This window comes from Aminobacterium colombiense DSM 12261 (assembly GCF_000025885.1).
GTDB classification, from domain to species: Bacteria; Synergistota; Synergistia; order Synergistales; family Aminobacteriaceae; genus Aminobacterium; species Aminobacterium colombiense.
In genome coordinates, this window is sequence record NC_014011.1 from 1,271,806 (window position 1) to 1,290,273 (window position 18,468).

Annotated in this window: 16 protein-coding genes and 2 tRNA genes; 5 read left to right on the top strand and 13 right to left on the bottom strand. The window is 43.0% G+C overall.

What is annotated here, in order from left to right; all coding sequences use genetic code 11:
• Window positions 1-12: 12 nt before the first annotated feature.
• Complete coding sequence (gene pncA / locus AMICO_RS06360) at window positions 13-594, bottom strand: bifunctional nicotinamidase/pyrazinamidase (RefSeq protein WP_013048633.1); 582 nt, start codon at window positions 592-594, stop codon at window positions 13-15.
• A gap of 139 nt (window positions 595-733) precedes the next feature.
• Window positions 734-1,813 carry an NAD/NADP-dependent octopine/nopaline dehydrogenase family protein gene (locus AMICO_RS06365; protein WP_013048634.1) on the bottom strand — a complete coding sequence of 360 codons (1,080 nt, stop codon included), beginning with the start codon at window positions 1,811-1,813 and terminating at the stop codon, window positions 734-736.
• 130 nt (window positions 1,814-1,943) lie between these two features.
• Here AMICO_RS06365 and AMICO_RS06370 point away from each other — a divergent pair, with 130 nt between their 5' ends.
• Complete coding sequence (locus AMICO_RS06370) at window positions 1,944-2,720, top strand: transporter substrate-binding domain-containing protein (protein ID WP_013048635.1); 777 nt, start codon at window positions 1,944-1,946, stop codon at window positions 2,718-2,720.
• A gap of 13 nt (window positions 2,721-2,733) precedes the next feature.
• Window positions 2,734-3,726, top strand: coding sequence for an ornithine cyclodeaminase family protein (locus AMICO_RS06375; RefSeq protein WP_013048636.1), 993 nt, complete (start codon window positions 2,734-2,736; stop codon window positions 3,724-3,726).
• 348 nt (window positions 3,727-4,074) lie between these two features.
• On the opposite strand, the gene AMICO_RS06380 is transcribed toward AMICO_RS06375, so the two are convergent.
• Window positions 4,075-4,151: transfer RNA gene (locus AMICO_RS06380), tRNA-Arg, on the bottom strand.
• Between the two features lie 118 nt (window positions 4,152-4,269).
• The gene (locus tag AMICO_RS06385; protein ID WP_013048637.1) at window positions 4,270-5,307 is read right to left on the bottom strand and encodes a type II TA system antitoxin MqsA family protein; all 1,038 of its coding nucleotides are present in this window, start codon (window positions 5,305-5,307) and stop codon (window positions 4,270-4,272) included.
• Between the two features lie 578 nt (window positions 5,308-5,885).
• Between AMICO_RS06385 and AMICO_RS06390 the strand changes: the two genes are divergently transcribed.
• Window positions 5,886-6,119 (top strand): hypothetical protein, encoded by a 234-nt coding sequence (locus AMICO_RS06390; protein WP_013048638.1) that lies wholly within the window; start codon window positions 5,886-5,888, stop codon window positions 6,117-6,119.
• Window positions 6,120-6,189: 70 nt separating this feature from the next.
• The gene (locus tag AMICO_RS06395) at window positions 6,190-6,876 is read left to right on the top strand and encodes an aspartate/glutamate racemase family protein (RefSeq protein WP_013048639.1); all 687 of its coding nucleotides are present in this window, start codon (window positions 6,190-6,192) and stop codon (window positions 6,874-6,876) included.
• Between the two features lie 515 nt (window positions 6,877-7,391).
• On the opposite strand, the gene AMICO_RS06400 is transcribed toward AMICO_RS06395, so the two are convergent.
• The 6 genes from AMICO_RS06400 to AMICO_RS06425 form a co-directional block, all read right to left on the bottom strand.
• Window positions 7,392-7,901, bottom strand: a complete 510-nt coding sequence (locus AMICO_RS06400; protein WP_013048640.1) for a C-GCAxxG-C-C family protein — start codon at window positions 7,899-7,901, stop codon at window positions 7,392-7,394.
• 78 nt (window positions 7,902-7,979) lie between these two features.
• Window positions 7,980-8,369, bottom strand: a complete 390-nt coding sequence (locus AMICO_RS06405) for a (deoxy)nucleoside triphosphate pyrophosphohydrolase (RefSeq protein WP_013048641.1) — start codon at window positions 8,367-8,369, stop codon at window positions 7,980-7,982.
• 171 nt (window positions 8,370-8,540) lie between these two features.
• Window positions 8,541-8,630, bottom strand: a tRNA-Ser gene (locus tag AMICO_RS06410).
• A gap of 85 nt (window positions 8,631-8,715) precedes the next feature.
• A complete protein-coding gene (locus AMICO_RS06415; RefSeq protein ID WP_041459363.1) occupies window positions 8,716-9,786 on the bottom strand; it encodes a peptidylprolyl isomerase in 1,071 nt (356 codons plus the stop codon).
• Between the two features lie 87 nt (window positions 9,787-9,873).
• A complete protein-coding gene (gene polA / locus AMICO_RS06420) occupies window positions 9,874-12,438 on the bottom strand; it encodes a DNA polymerase I (RefSeq protein ID WP_013048643.1) in 2,565 nt (854 codons plus the stop codon).
• The gene (locus tag AMICO_RS06425; protein WP_013048644.1) at window positions 12,435-14,057 is read right to left on the bottom strand and encodes a putative manganese-dependent inorganic diphosphatase; all 1,623 of its coding nucleotides are present in this window, start codon (window positions 14,055-14,057) and stop codon (window positions 12,435-12,437) included. The genes polA and AMICO_RS06425 overlap by 4 nt, the downstream gene beginning before the upstream one ends.
• A gap of 130 nt (window positions 14,058-14,187) precedes the next feature.
• Here AMICO_RS06425 and gltX point away from each other — a divergent pair, with 130 nt between their 5' ends.
• Entirely contained in the window at window positions 14,188-15,507 is a 1,320-nt protein-coding gene (gltX, locus tag AMICO_RS06430; protein ID WP_013048645.1) for a glutamate--tRNA ligase, read from the top strand.
• 46 nt (window positions 15,508-15,553) lie between these two features.
• Here gltX and AMICO_RS06435 read toward each other — a convergent pair whose 3' ends face one another.
• The 3 genes from AMICO_RS06435 to AMICO_RS06445 are packed head-to-tail and all read right to left on the bottom strand — an operon-like array spanning window position 15,554 to window position 18,462.
• A complete protein-coding gene (locus tag AMICO_RS06435) occupies window positions 15,554-16,216 on the bottom strand; it encodes a 4Fe-4S binding protein (RefSeq protein WP_013048646.1) in 663 nt (220 codons plus the stop codon).
• Window positions 16,217-16,231: 15 nt separating this feature from the next.
• Entirely contained in the window at window positions 16,232-17,227 is a 996-nt protein-coding gene (locus AMICO_RS06440; RefSeq protein ID WP_013048647.1) for a respiratory chain complex I subunit 1 family protein, read from the bottom strand.
• Window positions 17,224-18,462, bottom strand: a complete 1,239-nt coding sequence (locus AMICO_RS06445) for a hydrogenase large subunit (RefSeq protein ID WP_013048648.1) — start codon at window positions 18,460-18,462, stop codon at window positions 17,224-17,226. Before AMICO_RS06445 ends, AMICO_RS06440 begins: the two co-directional genes overlap by 4 nt.
• Window positions 18,463-18,468 lie beyond the last annotated feature (6 nt).

An 18,468-nucleotide genomic window follows, 5' to 3' on the forward strand; every position in this document is an offset into this window, starting at 1 on the left:
CTCTTTACTTATTTAAAACTCCACCGCCTCGTAACTTGTGGTAAGCCAGGCCCCCTGCTGATCAAGCTCTTCAAGAGCACGGCTGCTGTCATCAGGCTGAACATTTACGCCCTTTATCCCATCTGTAACTATGAAAACCTCAAAACCTTCTTTCAAGGCATCAAGGGCGGTGCTTTTTACACAATAATCTGTTGCAAGGCCACAGATAAACACCCTTAAAATAGACTGGTCCCTGAGCATTTCCAATAATTCAGTGCCGTCAAAAGCAGAATAGGCATCTTTATCCGGGCTAGCCGCCTTGCTTATAACCGCTGCACTTGAAGGAATGTACAGTTCGGGATGAAAGGCTGCCCCCTTCTGTCCCTGAACACAATGGGGCGGCCACGGTCCCCCTTGTTCCTTAAAACTTATATGGTTCTCTGGATGCCAATCTCTGGAGAAAAACATGGGGATTTGGCGGCTTTCACAATATTGAACAAGGCCATTAATCACAGGCACAACATCCTCCCCGCCAGGAACAGCTAACGATCCCCCTTCACAGAAATCATTCTGAACATCTACTACAATAAGCGCATCTCCAGTTGTAATAGCCATAGGGTCATCACCTCTCCTGTTATTATAAAATAAAAAAGCCGAAGCGAATCACTTCGGCAATGTAACTTCAATATGGCGTTCCAGACAGGATTAGATTTTTTATAGTGATATATAACGATTTTTTATAAGGATATAAAACTTACAATGTGCGCATTTCTTCTACAGAAACGTTTTCCAGACCAAGTTCTTTTAGTCCTACTCCTGTCTCAAAATAGTTTTGACCATTTACGACGCTTGATAAATGAATGATGCTATTAATTGTAGGAGCGGCAATTCCTAATTTTTGTGCCAAGGCCGAAACAGGAACGAGAAGATAGGGCACATCTTCTATGAGATATCTGTAATTCATTGAAGTTGGTGCATCCGTTCCGTGACCACAGTAAACGCTGTTATTCAAAATAGTTTCTCTTAAAGTTTTTCCCTCAAGGTTATATAGTTTCTTCATATCGTCCATAGTCGACAGTAGATCTATTCCAAGTGCTTCCCCAATGAACATGCGTTCCCGATCCATCGCTTCCATAACGCTACAGACAGATTCTGTCATGCCATCACCGTAAAATCTAAAATTGCCGTTTTCGGACTCGATTCTTCCCGCGTTCATAATCATAGTGGGACAGTGGAGAATCATATTTGTATTATATAAACCTATAGCTATGACGTTAGGAGCTGCTTTTAATTGTATAGGAAAGGCCTGTTGTATTTGAGATATAAAAGTTTCAGTCTGATTTCCAGGCAGAGTAGCTATGGAAAGATGCTGTTTTATACCCCATATGTTGACTCTTCCAAGTGCTTCCAAACGACATGCATAGGGCATGGTGTCGGCTTCTGCCATTTTCAAAGATGTAGTATTTCCTATTTTCTTAAGGTAGCTTCTGAAAACGAGTGAACCAAAATTCCCTGGCATAAGTACAAGTTTTTGATTGTCTTCTATATAAGGAGCTATTGATTCCAAAATTGGTTTTTGAGCGAAACTCGGAGCAAGAAAGTAAATAATATCGGCTCCTTTTATAGCTTCTTCAGCACTTGTCGTTACGTTGGCAAGATGCCCCTTTTTCTCCATTATTCCTGTTAAAGTGATGGTTTTACTTTTTTTCAAATCTGCTATTTTATGCTCTAGTTGAGGGTGCTCAAAAAGTGTTACTTCAAAATCCTGTGAGGCAAGATCTCCTGCGAGGGCTTGCCCGCCGTTCCCTGCTCCAAGCACTGTTATTCTAGTCATCGTTAAAGCCTCCATTTTAAAACTAATAAACCGAATTACACTCATAGACTATAAAATAAAATTAAGTTATAATAAGCACTTCTTCCGTTTCATAGCAAAAAATATACTATCATATATGGAGGCGCTACAAATGTTGAAAACATCAAAAATTTTCATATTGAGTGTGATTATGTCTTTAATCGTTGCTGCTCCCTCTTTAGCCGCGAAATCGGTAATGGATCGTACCGTGATCCGTGTGGGGACAGAGGCAACTTACCCCCCCTTCGAGTACAGAAGTGAGAAAAATGAAATTGTAGGATATGACATCGATGTCGTTAAAGCTCTTGGAGCTCATTTAGGTAAGGACGTAGAACTTGTTGACATGTCTTTTGACGGCCTTATTCCTGCTTTGCTTACCGGAAAAATTGATATGATTGCCGCGGGAATGACAAATACGGAAGAGCGCAGAAAAAAGGTTGATTTTTCCGATGTTTACTATGAAATTGAAAATGCCTTTGTTACAAAATCAGATGATGAATCCATATCTAAAATAGAGGATCTTGCAGACAAAGTAGCTACCGTTCAAATCGGAACAGCGCAAGATATCTTTATTACTAATACGAAACTTCCAAAAGAAATTAAACGTTTTCAGAAAAATGACGATGCTTTGAGGGAAGTCTTATTGGGACGATCAGATTTTTGTGTTGTTAATCTTACAGTAGCCAATGCATACCTTAGAAATAACGACGCCTTTGGCAGCACGTTGAAAATTGCTTTTCGAAACTTTATACATAAACAAGGGGAAGGCATTGCCTTAGCTATTCCGAAAGGTGACACGACTTTTCAGGAAGCTCTCAACAAAGTTCTGGATGAAATGAAAAAGAGCGGGGAGCTTTTAGGGCTCAAGAAAAAATATCAGATAGACTAAGGGGAAGTAAAAAATGGCTCGGTTGTTGTGTCAATCTCAAATAAGCAAAATGATTACGATGCATGATGTCGTAGAAATAATTGATAAAACATATAAAGGTATGGGAGAAGGAACTGTAATAAACCCAACGAAAGGAACATTGGATTTAGGCGAAAGTTCTCCATATCCCCCCTATCACGCAGATATAAACTCTATGCCTGCATATGTAGGATGGGTAGATACAGCCGGCATCAAATGGGCAGGAGGCTGGATGGATAACCCTAAGCAGGGGTTGCCTTATGTAAGCGCTATCATTGTATTAGTCAACCCAAGAAATGGCATCTTTACTGGAGTTCTCGACGGTACCCTGATAACAAACATGAGAACCGGCGCCCAAACAGCTGTCGCTTTAAAATATCTTTATCCGGAACAAAAATCATTAACAGTGGGGCTTTTTGGAGCAGGAGTTCAGGGGCGCACCCAAATAGCCGCTATTTCAGAAGTTTTCGATATAGACGAATTAAAAATATATGATGTTGCACCTGAATCTGCAAAACTATTTGCGGAAGAGATGGGCAGCAAGATCTCGGGGAAAATCACGATTTGCACCCAACCTCAAGAGGCAGCTCAAGGTCATGCCGTTATAACTGTAACTCATGCAAAAGATGGCTTCTTTAAAAAAACGTGGTTTGAACCTGGAACAGTGCTCTTCCCCATGGGGTCTTATAAGGAGTGCGAAGATGAGACTCTTTTGACTGCGGATTACATTGTTGTAGACCATGTGGCGCAGTGCCTTCACCGCGGGGCATTAAAGGATCTCGCAGAAGCTGGCAAAGTGTCGCAAGAGGATATTACGGCTACGTTGGGGGAATTGTCAGTAGGTGCAAAAAAGCTCACTGCTTCGTCCTCTTCTCGCGTTCTTTGTGTTCCTATTGGGACAGGTGCTATGGATGTTGCTGTGGCATCAGTTGTTTTACAGCGAGCGGAAAAGGAAGGGATAGGAGACACATTTAATTTCGCTATATAATTATTTCATTTAACCTTGCTATTTTGCTCAAATAACATCATTCTCTTTTCATACCATTAAAACAACAAGTCCTCGACAGCCCTCGAAAGGGGGCTGCTTTTTATGTCGAAAGATAAAACTTGGAATACGTTTTGGCCTAAGAGGCTTACTAAATAGCAAAGCTTGGATAGGGGCTTTCACCCATCCATATGGAGAGCTAAGGCATTTACGTACCCTCTTGTCACGTGTTTGCATTAATCAACGACAGCCTTTTGCGCTAGTGAAAGTTATTCATCAGTTGCAATGTTTCGGTCTTCATTTTTAGACAACAAAAAAACCGCTCTTTAAAAAAGAGCGGTGATATCCAAATGGCGTGCCAGACAGGATTCGAACCCGTGACCTTCGGTTCCGTAGACCGACGCTCTATCCACCTGAGCTACTGGCACGTATATCTTGAACGCAGGAAATATTACCACGGAACAGGCATTCATGCAACCTTTAGGGAATATTTTACCTCATTTTCTTCCATTATAAAAAACCCTGCACTATCCCATAGGCCACCATTTAGATAGCTTTTAAATCAAGTGCATATTCATATGATATTTTTTGTTTATTAGAAGTCTTAGTATAAGCAATTTCTTCATGTGATAGGTTAGTTAACTCTTTCCCTTTTAGAGGGCCCAACGCCTCTAAAACCTCATCAATAAGTTTCTTTTCTTGCTCAGACAAAAGACCACAATGCGAAGAATTTTGAGGAAGCAAAATCCAATGTTGAGTTTTTTCATCCTCACATTCAATTATATCGATATCTAAGGCACCAACTTCATTTAAATATTCATATATCGTGTAACTGAATGCTCCTCCAGGAACAGGGCCATATTGCATATTAACATACTGAAGCCCTGTAATAGAGCGAGTTAAGGTTTTAAAGGCATAAAAGTCACAGTAGAATAAGAGTTTATTCAGTTTCAAATATGATACCCTTTCCCCCATCTTAGAGAGAAGATAAACTACGACCCACTTGAGCTTTTCAAGAGAAAACGCCTGAAATCCATTTAATAAATTAGGTTGTTTATCAGTCCCACAAATTTCACACTCCAAATACCTAGCCTTCTCAGAAGAACAATCAATGCTAGTTTCCATTGCACTAATAATAGCGCTTTTTACTTTTTCGTAGTCTGCCACAGACATTAGAGATTTATGTTGGTTTAAAATTTGTAAATAGGAATCTGGGTTTTTCGCTAACTCTAAAATAGTATGTACCGATTGGTTTGGAATAGAACCTTTTTCATATCTCTGAAGAGAAGCTTCTCCAATACCAAGAGAACGCGCAAAAAGCGATTGTGATAATTTATAACGCTTTCGAATATCCACAACATCAGCAGCAGACATAAGATCATTTCTCTTCCTATACTCTTCGTATGCTTTGTCAAGCAAAGCAGCGTAGAGCTTGTCGCCAATAGGCTCATTGCAATAAGGGCAAAAATGGATATTGGAACTAACCTTAATTTTTTCCCCTTTTATTTCAAATATTTTTGTGAATGCTCTTAAAATTTTCTTTGAGAAAGTTCGCCCACATTTCGAACATTCATATTTAAGCATAATATAGCTCCCTCCCTATTACACTTCAAAAACTTAAAGCTTGGTTACCCTTTTCTTTAAAATTCGTCAAATTCATGAAAAGATAAAACCTTACAATGCTTACAATCTGGACTTAGCTTAAGTTTGACATACATCTTTACTTGATCGGAATGAATTTCTGTAACAATTTTAAAGACGCACACTTTGCCTGGATATTTTAAGTTGTCATCTTCTACTGGAAACGAATAGTAATCATGCGGTGTCAACTTTAGACAAAGATCATACACATCTTGGAATCGCAATAAGTACTTCCTTAAAAAAACTTCGTTCTTTTCTCTAGGTATAATTTCCCTGTTTCCTCTGATATAAGAGCTCGCTTAGCATGTAAAAGAAATAAAACTACTGGTAATGGGTCAGAAATAGCACTCACCATCTTACATCAATTGATGTTATCTTTTGATGTAAACTATATGCCACTATTTATACTTGGTCAAACAAGAAATAGTGTCTCATGTTTACTGTTGACAGTCTTGTGTTCTTTTTCAGTACTTTCAAATCATGTTATCCTATACTTATGAATATCTTAGGAGGTGATCTTTATGGCAAACAAAAAGGACTCCACCATTTACAGAAAAATAGATAGCGAAGGCAAAACTTTTACCTGGTATTACGCTATTCAAGAAGGCAAAAAATTCGTGCTTTATCAAAGCAACACAGAGGAAGGAACGAGAGAAAAAACTGCCATTTACGGAGCCGATCCCTCAGAGCTTCTAAAAAATCTTATTAATCAAACGTCATGTGAATACCGAATTATAGTTGAGGAGAAGCCATAAAAGGCCTTTTTCTTTGAAGGAGCCACCCAAATTAAGACGTTAAAAAACTGCAAAATCCGGAGGATAGATAATGAAGAAAAGTATTGGAATACTTGGAGGAATAAGCTTAGCGTCCACAATACAATATTACAAAACGATCACTGATTTGTATTATGAACGGAACAAGGACTATTATTACCCCGAAATGGTTATCAAGAGCTTAGATTTTCAATACTTTACTGACCTTGAGAATGAAAGAAGAACTGAAGAATACATCGACTACATAGTTAAAGGAATCAAATCATTAGAAAGTGCAGGAGCCGATTTTGCAATTATGGCAGCAAATTCTCCCCATTCAGTTTTTGATAAGGTCGTAGAAAAAGTTGAACTCCCGATAATAAGCATAGTTGAAACGACAGCAAAAAAAGCAGTTGAGCTCAACCTTAAAAAGGTTTTACTAACTGGGATTAAATACACTATGCAGGGGAGATTTTATCAAGATGGGCTTGAAAAATACGATATTGAAGTGATAACACCAACGGAAAATCATCAAGACGAGATAAATTCAATTATATTTCAAGAACTGGTGATTAATAGATTTTCAGAAAAGACCAGATCCAGAATGCTGGAAATTATTAGTAGTTATAATGTTGAAGGAGTTATTTTGGGATGTACCGAACTCCCATTGTTGTTAAATCAGGAACACTCTCATCTAAAGCTGTTGGATACATTAACATTACATGCTAAAGCTGCTTTGGAATTTTCGCTAGCTGCTTGAGTGGCACATATAACAGAGATAGAGAGAAAGTCGCATGGTCAAAAAAGACCGATGCGACTTTTTATTTGGGGATATTCACTGCACTGACATAAGTTGTCGCTGCTCATTGTTACACTAAAAATATAGTTGATAAAAACGTAGCAAAGGCGGTTTTTAGAAATGAAAAACATCTGAGATTAAAAAAAGGAGGAGGAATACTTATGAAAGAGAAAAAAGTTTGCACAAATATGGACCATAACTATTTGCCCCCCGGGTAGAACCAGAAAGCCTATCTAATGCTAGAACTTACCGCTCCAGTCACAGAAGCCGCGGGCTTCAGCTTGATAAAAAGATGGAAATTGTCGTTTTAGTTTGACAAGATCGGCCTCTGTTTTTACAATTTGCGTTGAGGACTGGTAGTCCTCAAGCCCCGCAAGGCTCCTTCACCGGGCAAGTATAGCCCGGCTGCATCGAGCCAGGCGGAGCTTTTTTGTGTTGCATACCGTAATCGCTCTTCAGCTTATTAAGCACCATTCCTAAATCAGGTTTTCTTCGTGCAGGATTTCAATTACATAAGCTGCTGCCTTAGCACAAACTGACGGGCACTTGTCATCATGACCGCCAGCTTCTAAAAAAGCGGCCTTTTCATCAGGAATCCTTAAATCAAAGGATCTGCCCATTATTTTTGTTTGAATGCCTTTACACTCTGAAGTTCCGAATTCCTCTTCAAATTTACTCTGTAGTTTATCTGCTAAACGGAAGCTTTTGAAACGTTCTCCGCCAGGATCAGAAAAATGAGCATAATCACGGCCAAGATGACAACTCAATGCCATTACACCGCCTGTAAGAGCACCGCATGAATTGCCTGTCAGCCCTATGCCACCGGACAAACCAGTCGCAGCCTTAAACACATCATCACTAATTCCACCAATAGTTTCCTTTATGGCGGCAAGCACACACTGGGAACAGCCGCCATATTCTCGCTCATATTTCGCTGCCAGTTCAGAAGCTTTAACTTGTAACAGTTCGAGGTCCTTTGCTTCCATGAATGGTCCCTCCTGTTTAGATCTTCTTATGTGTCATGTTTGTAGGCTGCAAACAAAGCCAGCGCATGCAACCACCCATTACGACTTTAAAATAAATTCCACTATGGGCCAATCTGCGGGGGCCATGTCAAGTCCCCTTAACTCTTCTGGATTGAGCCACGACAGGGCCTGGTGTTCATTATTTTTAAGTTTGCCAGACTGCCATTCACACGTATAGGCCATGAGTTCTATAGAAATATGGTTGTAATCAAAAAACGATGAGCAGAGGTATTCTTTGACTTTAATGTCAATATTGAGCTCTTCCTGAATTTCTCTTTTAAGGCAATCTTCCGGAGTTTCATTTTCTTCCATTTTGCCGCCTGGAAATTCCCACTTGTTTGGGAGAGAGCTTTCAGGACTACGTTGCGCTACTAAAACTTTTCCGTTTTTGAAGATCACGGCTGCTGTAACTTTTTTTCGTTCAGACATTTTGGGCTCCTATTGTAGTTAGACATGTTGCTTGGTCGGTTAAGTTCCGTTAATAGCTTGTTATTGCCCCTACGATAATTATTATCATAACAAATATATAAAGGAAGTACTAAAGACAAAAAGAAAAGCCCAGGCTTTTAAGAGCCTGAGCTTTTGTAGCTTTATATTAAATGGCGGAGAGAGAGGGATTCGAACCCTCGGGGGCGGCAAAGCCCCACTCACTTAGCAGGCGAGCGCCTTCGACCACTCGGCCATCTCTCCTTAGACTGCGGGAACTATTCTATTAAGGGAACCTAGTTCTGTCAAGCTTTTTCAAACTTTTATTTCTTGTTATGTAGTCTTCCTATTAGTCTTTTTTCTCTTCTTTCTGCTCATCTGCGACTGGCTGAGTTGTGTTTTCCGCTTCTTGTGTTTCTTCTACTGGTTTTGGGAAAATAGATTCATCCAGAATAACAACTTTCGCATTTTCTTTAAGTTCGCTGACAAATTTCATCTGGGCTTCTTCGTTCTTCTGATTCGTCAGCAGAGCTTTGATATCGTTGCTGACTTCATCAAAGGAAACAGTGCTCGCTTCAAGAACTTCTTTATTGAGAACAACCATTATGTCGTTGCTCGTAATCTCGATGGGAGGAGCTACCTGGCCAACAGAGAGGTCTTTCAGCGTTTCGAATTTATCCTGCATGCCTGACTCAGGAACAAAGACTGGAGCTTCATAGCCAATGCTTTCTTTCTTGTCTTCTGAAGTTACCTCTTCCAGCAGGGCATCCCACTTGGAGCCGTCTTTTTTTAGCTCTTCGTAGATTTTGTCTGCCGCTTCTTTATTGCTGAAACGGGCATAAACAACCTTTCGCCCTGCCGGCCGGCTAAAGAAAGCATCCTTGCCTTTGTCGTAGAATTCCTGAACTTCTTCAGGGGTCACCACAACTGTGCTCGCAGCCTGCTCAACAACCTTCTGTTGAGAAAGCTGGGTGCCTATATTGGCTCTCAAGGCATCCATCTTGATGTCATTGTCGGAGAGATGCTTCTGGAAGGCCTCTATTGTAGGAAACTGGTTGCTTATCTGCTTGATAACATCGTCAATTTCCTGATCAGAAGCTTTAACTCCCCTGCTTTCAACAGCTTTGGCCAGCTCTGTTTCTATGATCATGCCGTCAAGAACAGCCTGACGGATCGCCATCAAATCATTGGATGAAACGTCTTTTACATTGTTTCTCTCTACATAGTTCATTACGTTTGCTTCTAAGGTTGAACGCATAACTTTTTTGCCGTCTATCTCAGCAACTGCGTAATCTTGTACCCCTTCTCCCTTTGGAGCTCGCTGCCGCCCGCTGAAGCCATACATCCCAAAAATTGAGAGCACAAAAATAACGACAAAACCAAACATGATCCAACGCATATTTTCCCTTAATGAACGCATTAACAAAGCACATCTGCCTCCCTTGACATAAACCAATGCTAACGGCGTATTCTAACATATATTCGACTAATAAGGCTACGTAAAAACCTAGACTTCTGCCAGAGAATGCCCCCAGGTTGCTTCTACTTTAAGGGGTACAGATAGCGTGGCCGCTGATTCCATAATGTCTGTCAAATCTTTTACGACAGCTTCTTTTTCTTCTGCTGCACACTCACAAACGAGAGAGTCGTGAATTTGCAAAACAAGATGAACATTCTGCCGTTTCTCAAAATGCTTATAAAATTTGATCATGGCCATTCTGGCAATATCAGCAGCTGTTCCCTGAATAGGGGTGTTTACTGCGATACGTTTCAAGGCTCCTCGATCCCGCGGGTTCACAGAAACTTCATCCAGCGGACGGATTCTGCCGAAGTCTGTAACAGCATAACCACGTTTCCTGGCGTCCTGATAGCTTTTTTCAATATAATCCCGAACCTTCGGGAGGGCCCTAAAGTACCTGTTAATAATATCTCCTGCCTCTTGCTGTCCGATGCCTAGGCGGCTTGCCAGGCCAAAAGAACTCATGCCATAAAGAAGGCCGAAGTTTACAACTTTCGCGAAACGGCGAAGTTCCGGCGTTACCATCTGGGGATTTACATTAAAGATCCAGGATGCTGTTTCTGTATGGATATCACGCCGTGCTTCAAAGGCTTCTTTTAAACGTTTCTCATCACAGAGATGGGCTAAAACTCGAAGTTCCACCTGAGAATAGTCTGCGGCTACAAATATGTTTCCGTCCTTATGAGGAACGAGCCCCTCTTTAAGACGGGTGGACCATTGTCCAAAGGCTGGCAGGTTCTGCAGGTTGGGGTCTCGGCTGCTCAGGCGTCCTGTTCCGGTAGAAGTGGATTCGAAAGTACCGTGGATCAGGTCTGTATTTTCATCAGCGGCACTCACAAGGGGATGAACAAAGCCAGATCGCATTTTAGAAAGCTCGCGGTGTTCAAGTATAAGTTCCGGCACTTCTTTCTCGGGGAGCCCCATTTTAACAAGTTCTTCAAGAACGGTAACGTCGGTGGAGTACCCTGTTTTTGTTTCTTTTATAGGCGGCATGTTCAATTTTTCAAAAAGAAGCCAGGCCACCTGTTTCGGCGAGTTGAGATTTATCCGTTCTCCGCCCTTTTCTGCTATGGTATCTTCTATTTCAACAATTCTTATTTCAAGGTCTGAATCCAGACCATTGAAGGATTCTCTATTAAGGCCTATCCCCCACGTTTCCATACGCCATAACACTGGAATAAGTGGGATCTCAACATCTCGCATGAGCTTATCCAGGCCTTGATACTGAGCGATATTGCTGCTTAAGTCATTTTTTACTCTCCAGAGCTGCCCTGCGATTTCCACTGGATCCGCTATGCTTTCTGCGGCCCAGCTTTCTGGACCGTGGGATTTTGCGTCGGGGTGCAGTAAATAGTGGGCGATTTGGGCATCCCACACACGGTCACTTAAAGGAGCGTCTTCTTTAAAAAAACCCTGCATCATTTTATAATCAGAAGTTATGACATTACCTGTCTTTAGCCACTCAAGAAGGGAAGCTGGTGCGGCATGAGCATTTACGACGCCATGCCAGTAGCTTCCGCTCTGGGCCCGCAGGGCAATACGGGCCTTTTCCAGCTTCATGGGGTAAAAACCCTCAGGAAGACAGTAAAAGGCCAATTCTTTTTCATGCAGGATTTCCGCCAGGTTGCCCTCCACTGCTTCGCCTATTTCAAGCTGAACCTCTTCCTTCGTTGTTTCGTATTCCCCCGATTTTCTAACCCGCTCCAGAATCTTGTGCAGGCCCAGACGCCGGCAGAGCTCTTCAAAGGATTCAAAGTTCACTTCTGTCTGCGTGAACTCTTCCACAGTTAAGGGGAGATCGCACTTTAAACGTATCAGCTCGCGACTTTTAAACGCCGTTTCCTTCGCTTCTATAAACTTTTTTTGCAGCCCTGGCTTTAGTTCATCAAGGTGGTCATAAATATCTTCGAGTGATACGTATTGTGAGAGTAGTTTTTTTGCTGTTTTTTCTCCCACTCCCGGAACTCCCGGTATATTATCCACTGCGTCACCTAGAAGGGCTAAGTAGTCTGGCATGACAGTGGGAGGGAAACCCCATTCCTCTTCAAAGGAGGCCTCATTGTATTCCGTAAAAGTCGAGACCCCTTTTATGGGGCGGATGATTCGAACTCCAGGCTGAAGCACCTGAAGAATATCCTTATCTGAAGTAAGAGCGATAACCTTTACACCAAGCCTTGCGGCGCCGCACACCGCCGAGGCGATGACATCGTCAGCCTCTACCCCTTCTTTCACCACTACTTTAATGCCCATAGCCCGTACCACTTGCTGCAGCAAGGGAACTTGCACCTTGTACTCTTCAGGTGTAGGGCGACGTCCCATTTTATATTCCGGGTAGATCTCGTGCCTGAACGTAGCTCCTGGAGCGTCGAAAACAACGGCTGTCATGTCAGGGTGGCAGTCATCTATAGTTTTGAACATCATGTTGATAAAGCCAAGGATCGCGTTTGTTGGCGTTCCATCTGGCGCCGTCAGTTCAGGCAATGCATAAAAGGCACGAAAGGCAAGGGCATGGCCGTCTACAAGAAGTACCGTTTTATCTTTCAGGGTATTCAACTCCTTTTTATTGCTTCTAACAACTGTGGTATTACCTGCTTTTTTCTCGAAATGACCTTGGGCAAATAAAAGCTTCCGCCGCTTATTGGCACTCCGAATGCGCTGGAAAGAAATTCTTCATGGTTTCCTACGTACAAAATTTCTGAACCTTCATTAATAATATCAGTAAGCATAAGAAGAAGCATATCATAGCTTCCCTGGAATTTTCGCTGTTTCATAAAATCGAGAAGGGCTTTTCTATGAAAAGAACGCTCCGTATTATAGAAAAACACCTGACTGATGCCGACCTTAAAATCAGCAACATCAAAAATTTTAAAATCTGTAAAGAATATCTCTTCTGCAGATTTCCCCTCAAGAGAGGTCCCCGCCTCAAACATGGAGCGGGAGAATGTCTCGATATCCATACCTGCAATTGTTGCAAGCTCCTGGGCGGCTTCTCTATCCTGAGTGCTGCTAGTGGGCGATTTGAACATAAGAGTATCAGAGATGATGGCCGCACACATAAGCCCGGCAATTGACGATGGCGGCTTTATCCCGTTGTCTCTGTAAAAGCCATATACAATAGTCGCAGTACATCCTACAGGGCGATTTATAAAAACAATAGGATATAGCGTTTCTATACTCCCTATTCTATGGTGGTCAATAACTTCAAGTATTTGAGCCTGCTCCAGACCTTCTGCAGATTGTGACTCTTCGTTATGGTCAACCAATATTACCTTTTTCCCGGTAATATTGAGAAGGTTCCGGCGTGATAACATTCCTACAGGAATTTTATTGTCGAGTATTGGGAACTGACGATATTTATGTTTAAGCATAATCTCTTTTGCGTCATCAACCTCTTCTTGAAGACTGAAGGTAATGAGTGATTGAGATTTTGCTACATACTGAACTGGTATGCTTTGCCCAATACGCTTAACTGTTGTGAAAGTATGGTATGGCACTGTGATAAGGTTGACTTTTTTCTCTTTAGCCAGATTTAAAACTTGGTCTGAAACCTTTGAACCCCCTGTTATTATAAGAGTGTGGACTTCTTTCTTCAAAACTGAGATCTGCACATCTTCTCGATCGTCTACGATGATGAGTGTTTTCTCATCAAGTCGTCTTTCCAAAGTCGCCAACTCCATTGCAGCCACGAGAATGTTGCCGCTGAAGGTTTTTTTGTAAGAACACAAAATCTGGCCGTCGAGGGTGCGCTCTATGTTTTCAAGGGGAATAGCCACTCTTGAAAGGTCTTCTGATATTTCAAGGCTTGCTCTTGCTATGTCTCCTACTGTCACAAGTCCAATGAAAAAGCCTTCTTCATCCACTACATTGACCGTATTTGTAATGTTTTTACCCATAATGTTCCAAACATCGGATAGGGGCGTTTCTTTTTTAACTGAAACAGGCTCATCGAAAGCTATGTCAGAGAGCTGGGTGTAAAGGTTTTCGATCAGCTCAGGAACCGGTTCCTTGAAATAATCAAGGACAAACCCTGTTTCATTGTTTACAGGCCCAAGTCTAACCGGAGAGTAGTTGTTTTGGGGGGAAATGATCCTCTTAAAGTAGCTGTAGGCTATTGCAGAACAGATAGAGTCAGTATCAGGATTTTTATGCCCCATAACATAAATAGTATTCATTTCGAACCTCCTCCCATGGAGGAATAATTTGCTCTTATATTATATTATTGAAAGAAGTTTGGGAGAAATATATTAAGAACATGTATAATAGCTGCGTTGATGAAATTTGATGTGAGGAGGCAATTTAGAAATGAACAAGGAAGCACGTGTCCGTTTTGCCCCAAGCCCCACAGGCGCCTTGCATATCGGTGGAGGGCATACGGCGTTGTTCAACTGGCTTTGGGCCAGGCATACAGGTGGAAAGTTCATTCTTCGCATAGAAGATACCGACCGCGAACGTTCTACGAAGGAATATGAAGAGACCATTATGGCTGGGATGACATGGATGGGTCTGGACTGGGACGAAGGCCCTGATATAGGAGGCCCTTACGGTCCTTATCGCCAGTCAGAACGGCTGGAAATCTACCATAAATACGCGCAGCAGCTTCTTGATGAGGGCAAAGCCTACACTGAGGGCCCCGCGATAATCTACAAGGTACCAGAAGGGATATCCCTTGCTTTTGACGATATTGTTTACGGCCGAATCGAAGTTAGAAGCGAAACACTGAAAGATATTGTCATGATCAAAAGCGACGGCATGCCTACTTACAACTACGCTGTGGTCATCGATGATTACACCATGGGCATTAATTACGTCATACGAGGGGAGGACCATATTTCAAACACCCCCAAACAGCTGCTCATTTATAAGGCGCTGGGGTGGGAAGAACCCCAATTTGCCCACCTCCCCATGATTCTTGGAAAAGATAAGAAAAAACTTTCTAAACGTCATGGCGCTACAAGCGTATATGAGTATCGCGATCTGGGATATATGCCAGATTCTGTGTTCAACTTCCTCGCAATCCTGGGCTGGTCTCCTGGAGATGACAGGGAAGTCTTTTCCAGAGAAGAGGCCATTAAGCTTTTTGATCTTAAAAGGGTCACAAAGCGTGCTGCTGTCTTCGACATGGACAAACTCAACTTTATCAATCAGGAGCATCTCAAGGAGCTTGACCCCATGGTTCGCCTGGAAATGGTGGAACCCTTCTGGAAAGAAGCGATGTTGCCTGTTGAAAAGCATTCAAGGGAATATCTTGCCCAGGCTCTCGAGCTTATGGGCGGACGTGGAAGAACAACCAAAGAGCTCGCCGAATACTCCGATTACTTTGTCTCTTTTGAGCCAGTGAAAAATAGATACGATGGAAGCGACGTGTCGGAAGAGGATAAGGGCATTCTTAAGAACTTTTTTGGGGATCTACTGAAGCTTGATTCCTGGAAGGCTGAATCTATGGAAGAATTTGCCCGTAGCTGGTCTAATGAAAAAGACGTTAAGATGAAAAATCTTGCCATGCCATTACGATGGGCTTTGACAGGCGTAAAAGTAAGTCCTGGGATTTTTGAAGTGGCGGAACATCTGGGTCGGGATGAAGTAAAAGAACGACTGGCCTATTATGGATTTGTAAACCCGTAAAATAACTTAGGGGGGCTTGAAGCCCCCTAAGTTATTTCTGGATATCTTATTTTTCTTCCGGTGCCGCTTTGGCTGCCTGAGCAGCAACTTCGACCTGATGGATCGCATCCTTCGGACAAAGTTCGGCACATTTGCCGCATCCCACACACTTTTCCTTGTCTATGACATGGGGCTTTTTCAACTCCCCGCTAATTGCGTTGACGGGGCAGTTTCTAGCGCATTTTGTACATCCAATGCACTTTTCCTCGTCTACTTCATACTTCACTGCGCTTTCAACTACAATGTCTTCTTCCTTTTTCTTTGTTGGGCCCGAATCGCGAACTATTTGAGCCTTCCGATCGTAAGAAGATATCAAATACTCCTTCGACATGGAGAGGCACTTCACCGGGCAAATTTCAGTGCATTGAGCGCAGAAGCAGCAACGATCTACGTGGATCTGTATTTTCTTTTCTTCCTCAAGAAACTCTATGGCATTCGCGGGACACACGCGAATACAGAGCTTGCACCCTATACAGCGTTCCTTGTCATAATCGAGCCGACCGCGAAAATAGCCCTGGGGCTCAATAGGCGGATTGAGTTTTATTTTTCCCTCCTCCGCTGCTTTCAGTGCGGCAGTAAGAGAGTCAGGCATAGAAGGCACCGGGAAGGGGTTTGTAAAAACTTTGTCCACCCATTGGCGCAAAAGCTGTAACGACATTCTGTTAAGCATGGTCATCCCCCTCCCTTAAAGGATTACATCAATAGACAAGAGAATCATGCCGGCCAAAGAAAGACCAGCAATTTTAACCCAGTAGAACTGGGAAGCCTGCCATATTTTCAGTCGCCCAAAGGCTGTTCTGATAAATGTAACGCCAAAGACCTGCACCGCAAAGACTTTGACCCAGAACCAGAGAAAGTCAACAACAAAAAGCAGCGGCCCTGTAAGGCTAAGGACCTTTCCAAGGGACCAAGGAAGGAACAAGGCCACTATGATCGCTGACATGGCCAGGGCCCTCAAGGCAAAAGTAATTTTAAATAACGCCAGATTTGTGCCCGAGTATTCTATAATGAGTCCCTCAAGAATCTCTGTCTTCGCTTCAGGAATGTCCATAAAGCCCTTTCCTGTTTCGCCAGGAACCACCATGAGCAAGGCAGCAAAAAGACATAGAAGACCAAGAAGTCCCATTTTGCCCACTATGCCCCAGAGAGGCATTCCCACAAAGGTTTCAAGGCTAAAGGGCTGTCCTGGAATGCCATGCTTGTAGGCTACCCAGGCCATTGTTGTGACAACTACTGCCAAGGGCAGCTCATAGCTCATCATGAGAATCATCTCACGCTGGGCGCCAACGTTGGCAATGGGGTTTCCACTGGCAAATCCTCCTATGGCCATGGCGACACCGGCAAGACCGAGAAGATAGATAACAAGAATCAAATCGCCCTCAGTTCCAAGTATGGGCGGCAAAGAGCCGATAGGGATATAAAGAAATAGCAACAACATAGTTGACGCGGCAACCCAAGGGGCTCCGTTAAATGCCCATTTCACTGCTCTTCTGGGAACGATATTTTCTTTTCCAAGCAATTTCAGAATGTCGTAAAAAGGCTGAAAAAGAGGCGGTCCCCACCGCCGTTGCATTCTGGCATGGATAACCCGGTCTGCCCCATCAAAGAGAATGGCCACAACTGATACGAGCAACATTAGGGCAATGCCTGCCACTAGTTTCATTACTACGTTGATAATCATGCCTTCTTCAGCCTCCTCGTCTTTTCTCTGCTCATTTCCAACAGCTGATTTTTCGAGTAGACCTGTCCGGCCTTTTCACTATTTCCAGTGATAAGGGTTCTTTCCATACAGGAGATACATGGATCAATGCTATTAATAATAAGAGGGGCATCGGCCAATTCGTTGTTGCGGAACATTATTGGCCATGAAACAGCGTTGGAATAGGTCGGGGCTCTCACTTTCCACCAATAGACGTTCTCCTGGCCGCCTTTCAGTTGTACTACGTGAGTATCATCTCCACGGGGAGCTTCAATAGAACTCCATCCTTCTCCATCAGCAGCCTTTAGAATATTCAGCACTTTCACAAGGCTTTTCTCAAAAACGATGTCTCCCTCTGGAAGTCCTTCGATAATCTTTTCAAGAATGTCAAGAGATTGGTAGAGCTCAAGAACCCGCACGAGGAAGCGGTCAAAAACGTCGCCATAGGCCTTTCCAAAATAATCCTGGGGTACCACAGGTTTTACATCGAGGTCGGCATAGGCTTCATAGGGTGAAGACCAGCGAAGGTCGCACCTCACCCCGCTAGCCCGGGCAGTAGGCCCAAGGGCGCAGTAGCGCATAGCCTCTTCGTATGTAAGAATTCCAACGTTGCGCATTCTGGCATGAGCCACTGGATCCTCTGTTACCACATCGTAAAATGCTCCCAGTTCGTCCCGATAAAACTGGATCATTTCTTTGATCACGCGGACTGTTTCCGGGGTAAGGTCCCATCGGACACCGCCGACAGTGCCAACACCATAATTTACGCGGTTCCCAGTGTAGGATTCGAGGACATCCATAACCTTTTCACGAAGCACCATGCCAAGGTGAAATGCGGAGTCAAATCCAATGCTGTAACATGCCACTCCAGCCCACAGAGCATGAGAGTGGACTCGTTCAAGTTCAAGCACCAGGGCCCGAATATACTGGGCTCTGGGAGGAACTTGTATTTGAGCGGCATCTTCCACTGCCCTTAAAAAGGCAGTAATATGGCTGAAAGAACAAATTCCACAGATCCGCTCTGCAAGATAAATTATCTGAATAGGGTTTCGCTCACGTGCCATAAACTCTATTCCTCTGTGAATAGCACCGGGACGAACCCTTGCGTCTACTATTTTTTCTCCGTCAAGGTCGAGCCATGCTGTAATGGGTTCTTTCAACCCTACATGGACAGGACCTATCGGCACTTTGTATGTCTGAGTTTTTCCACTCGCCATAATCGT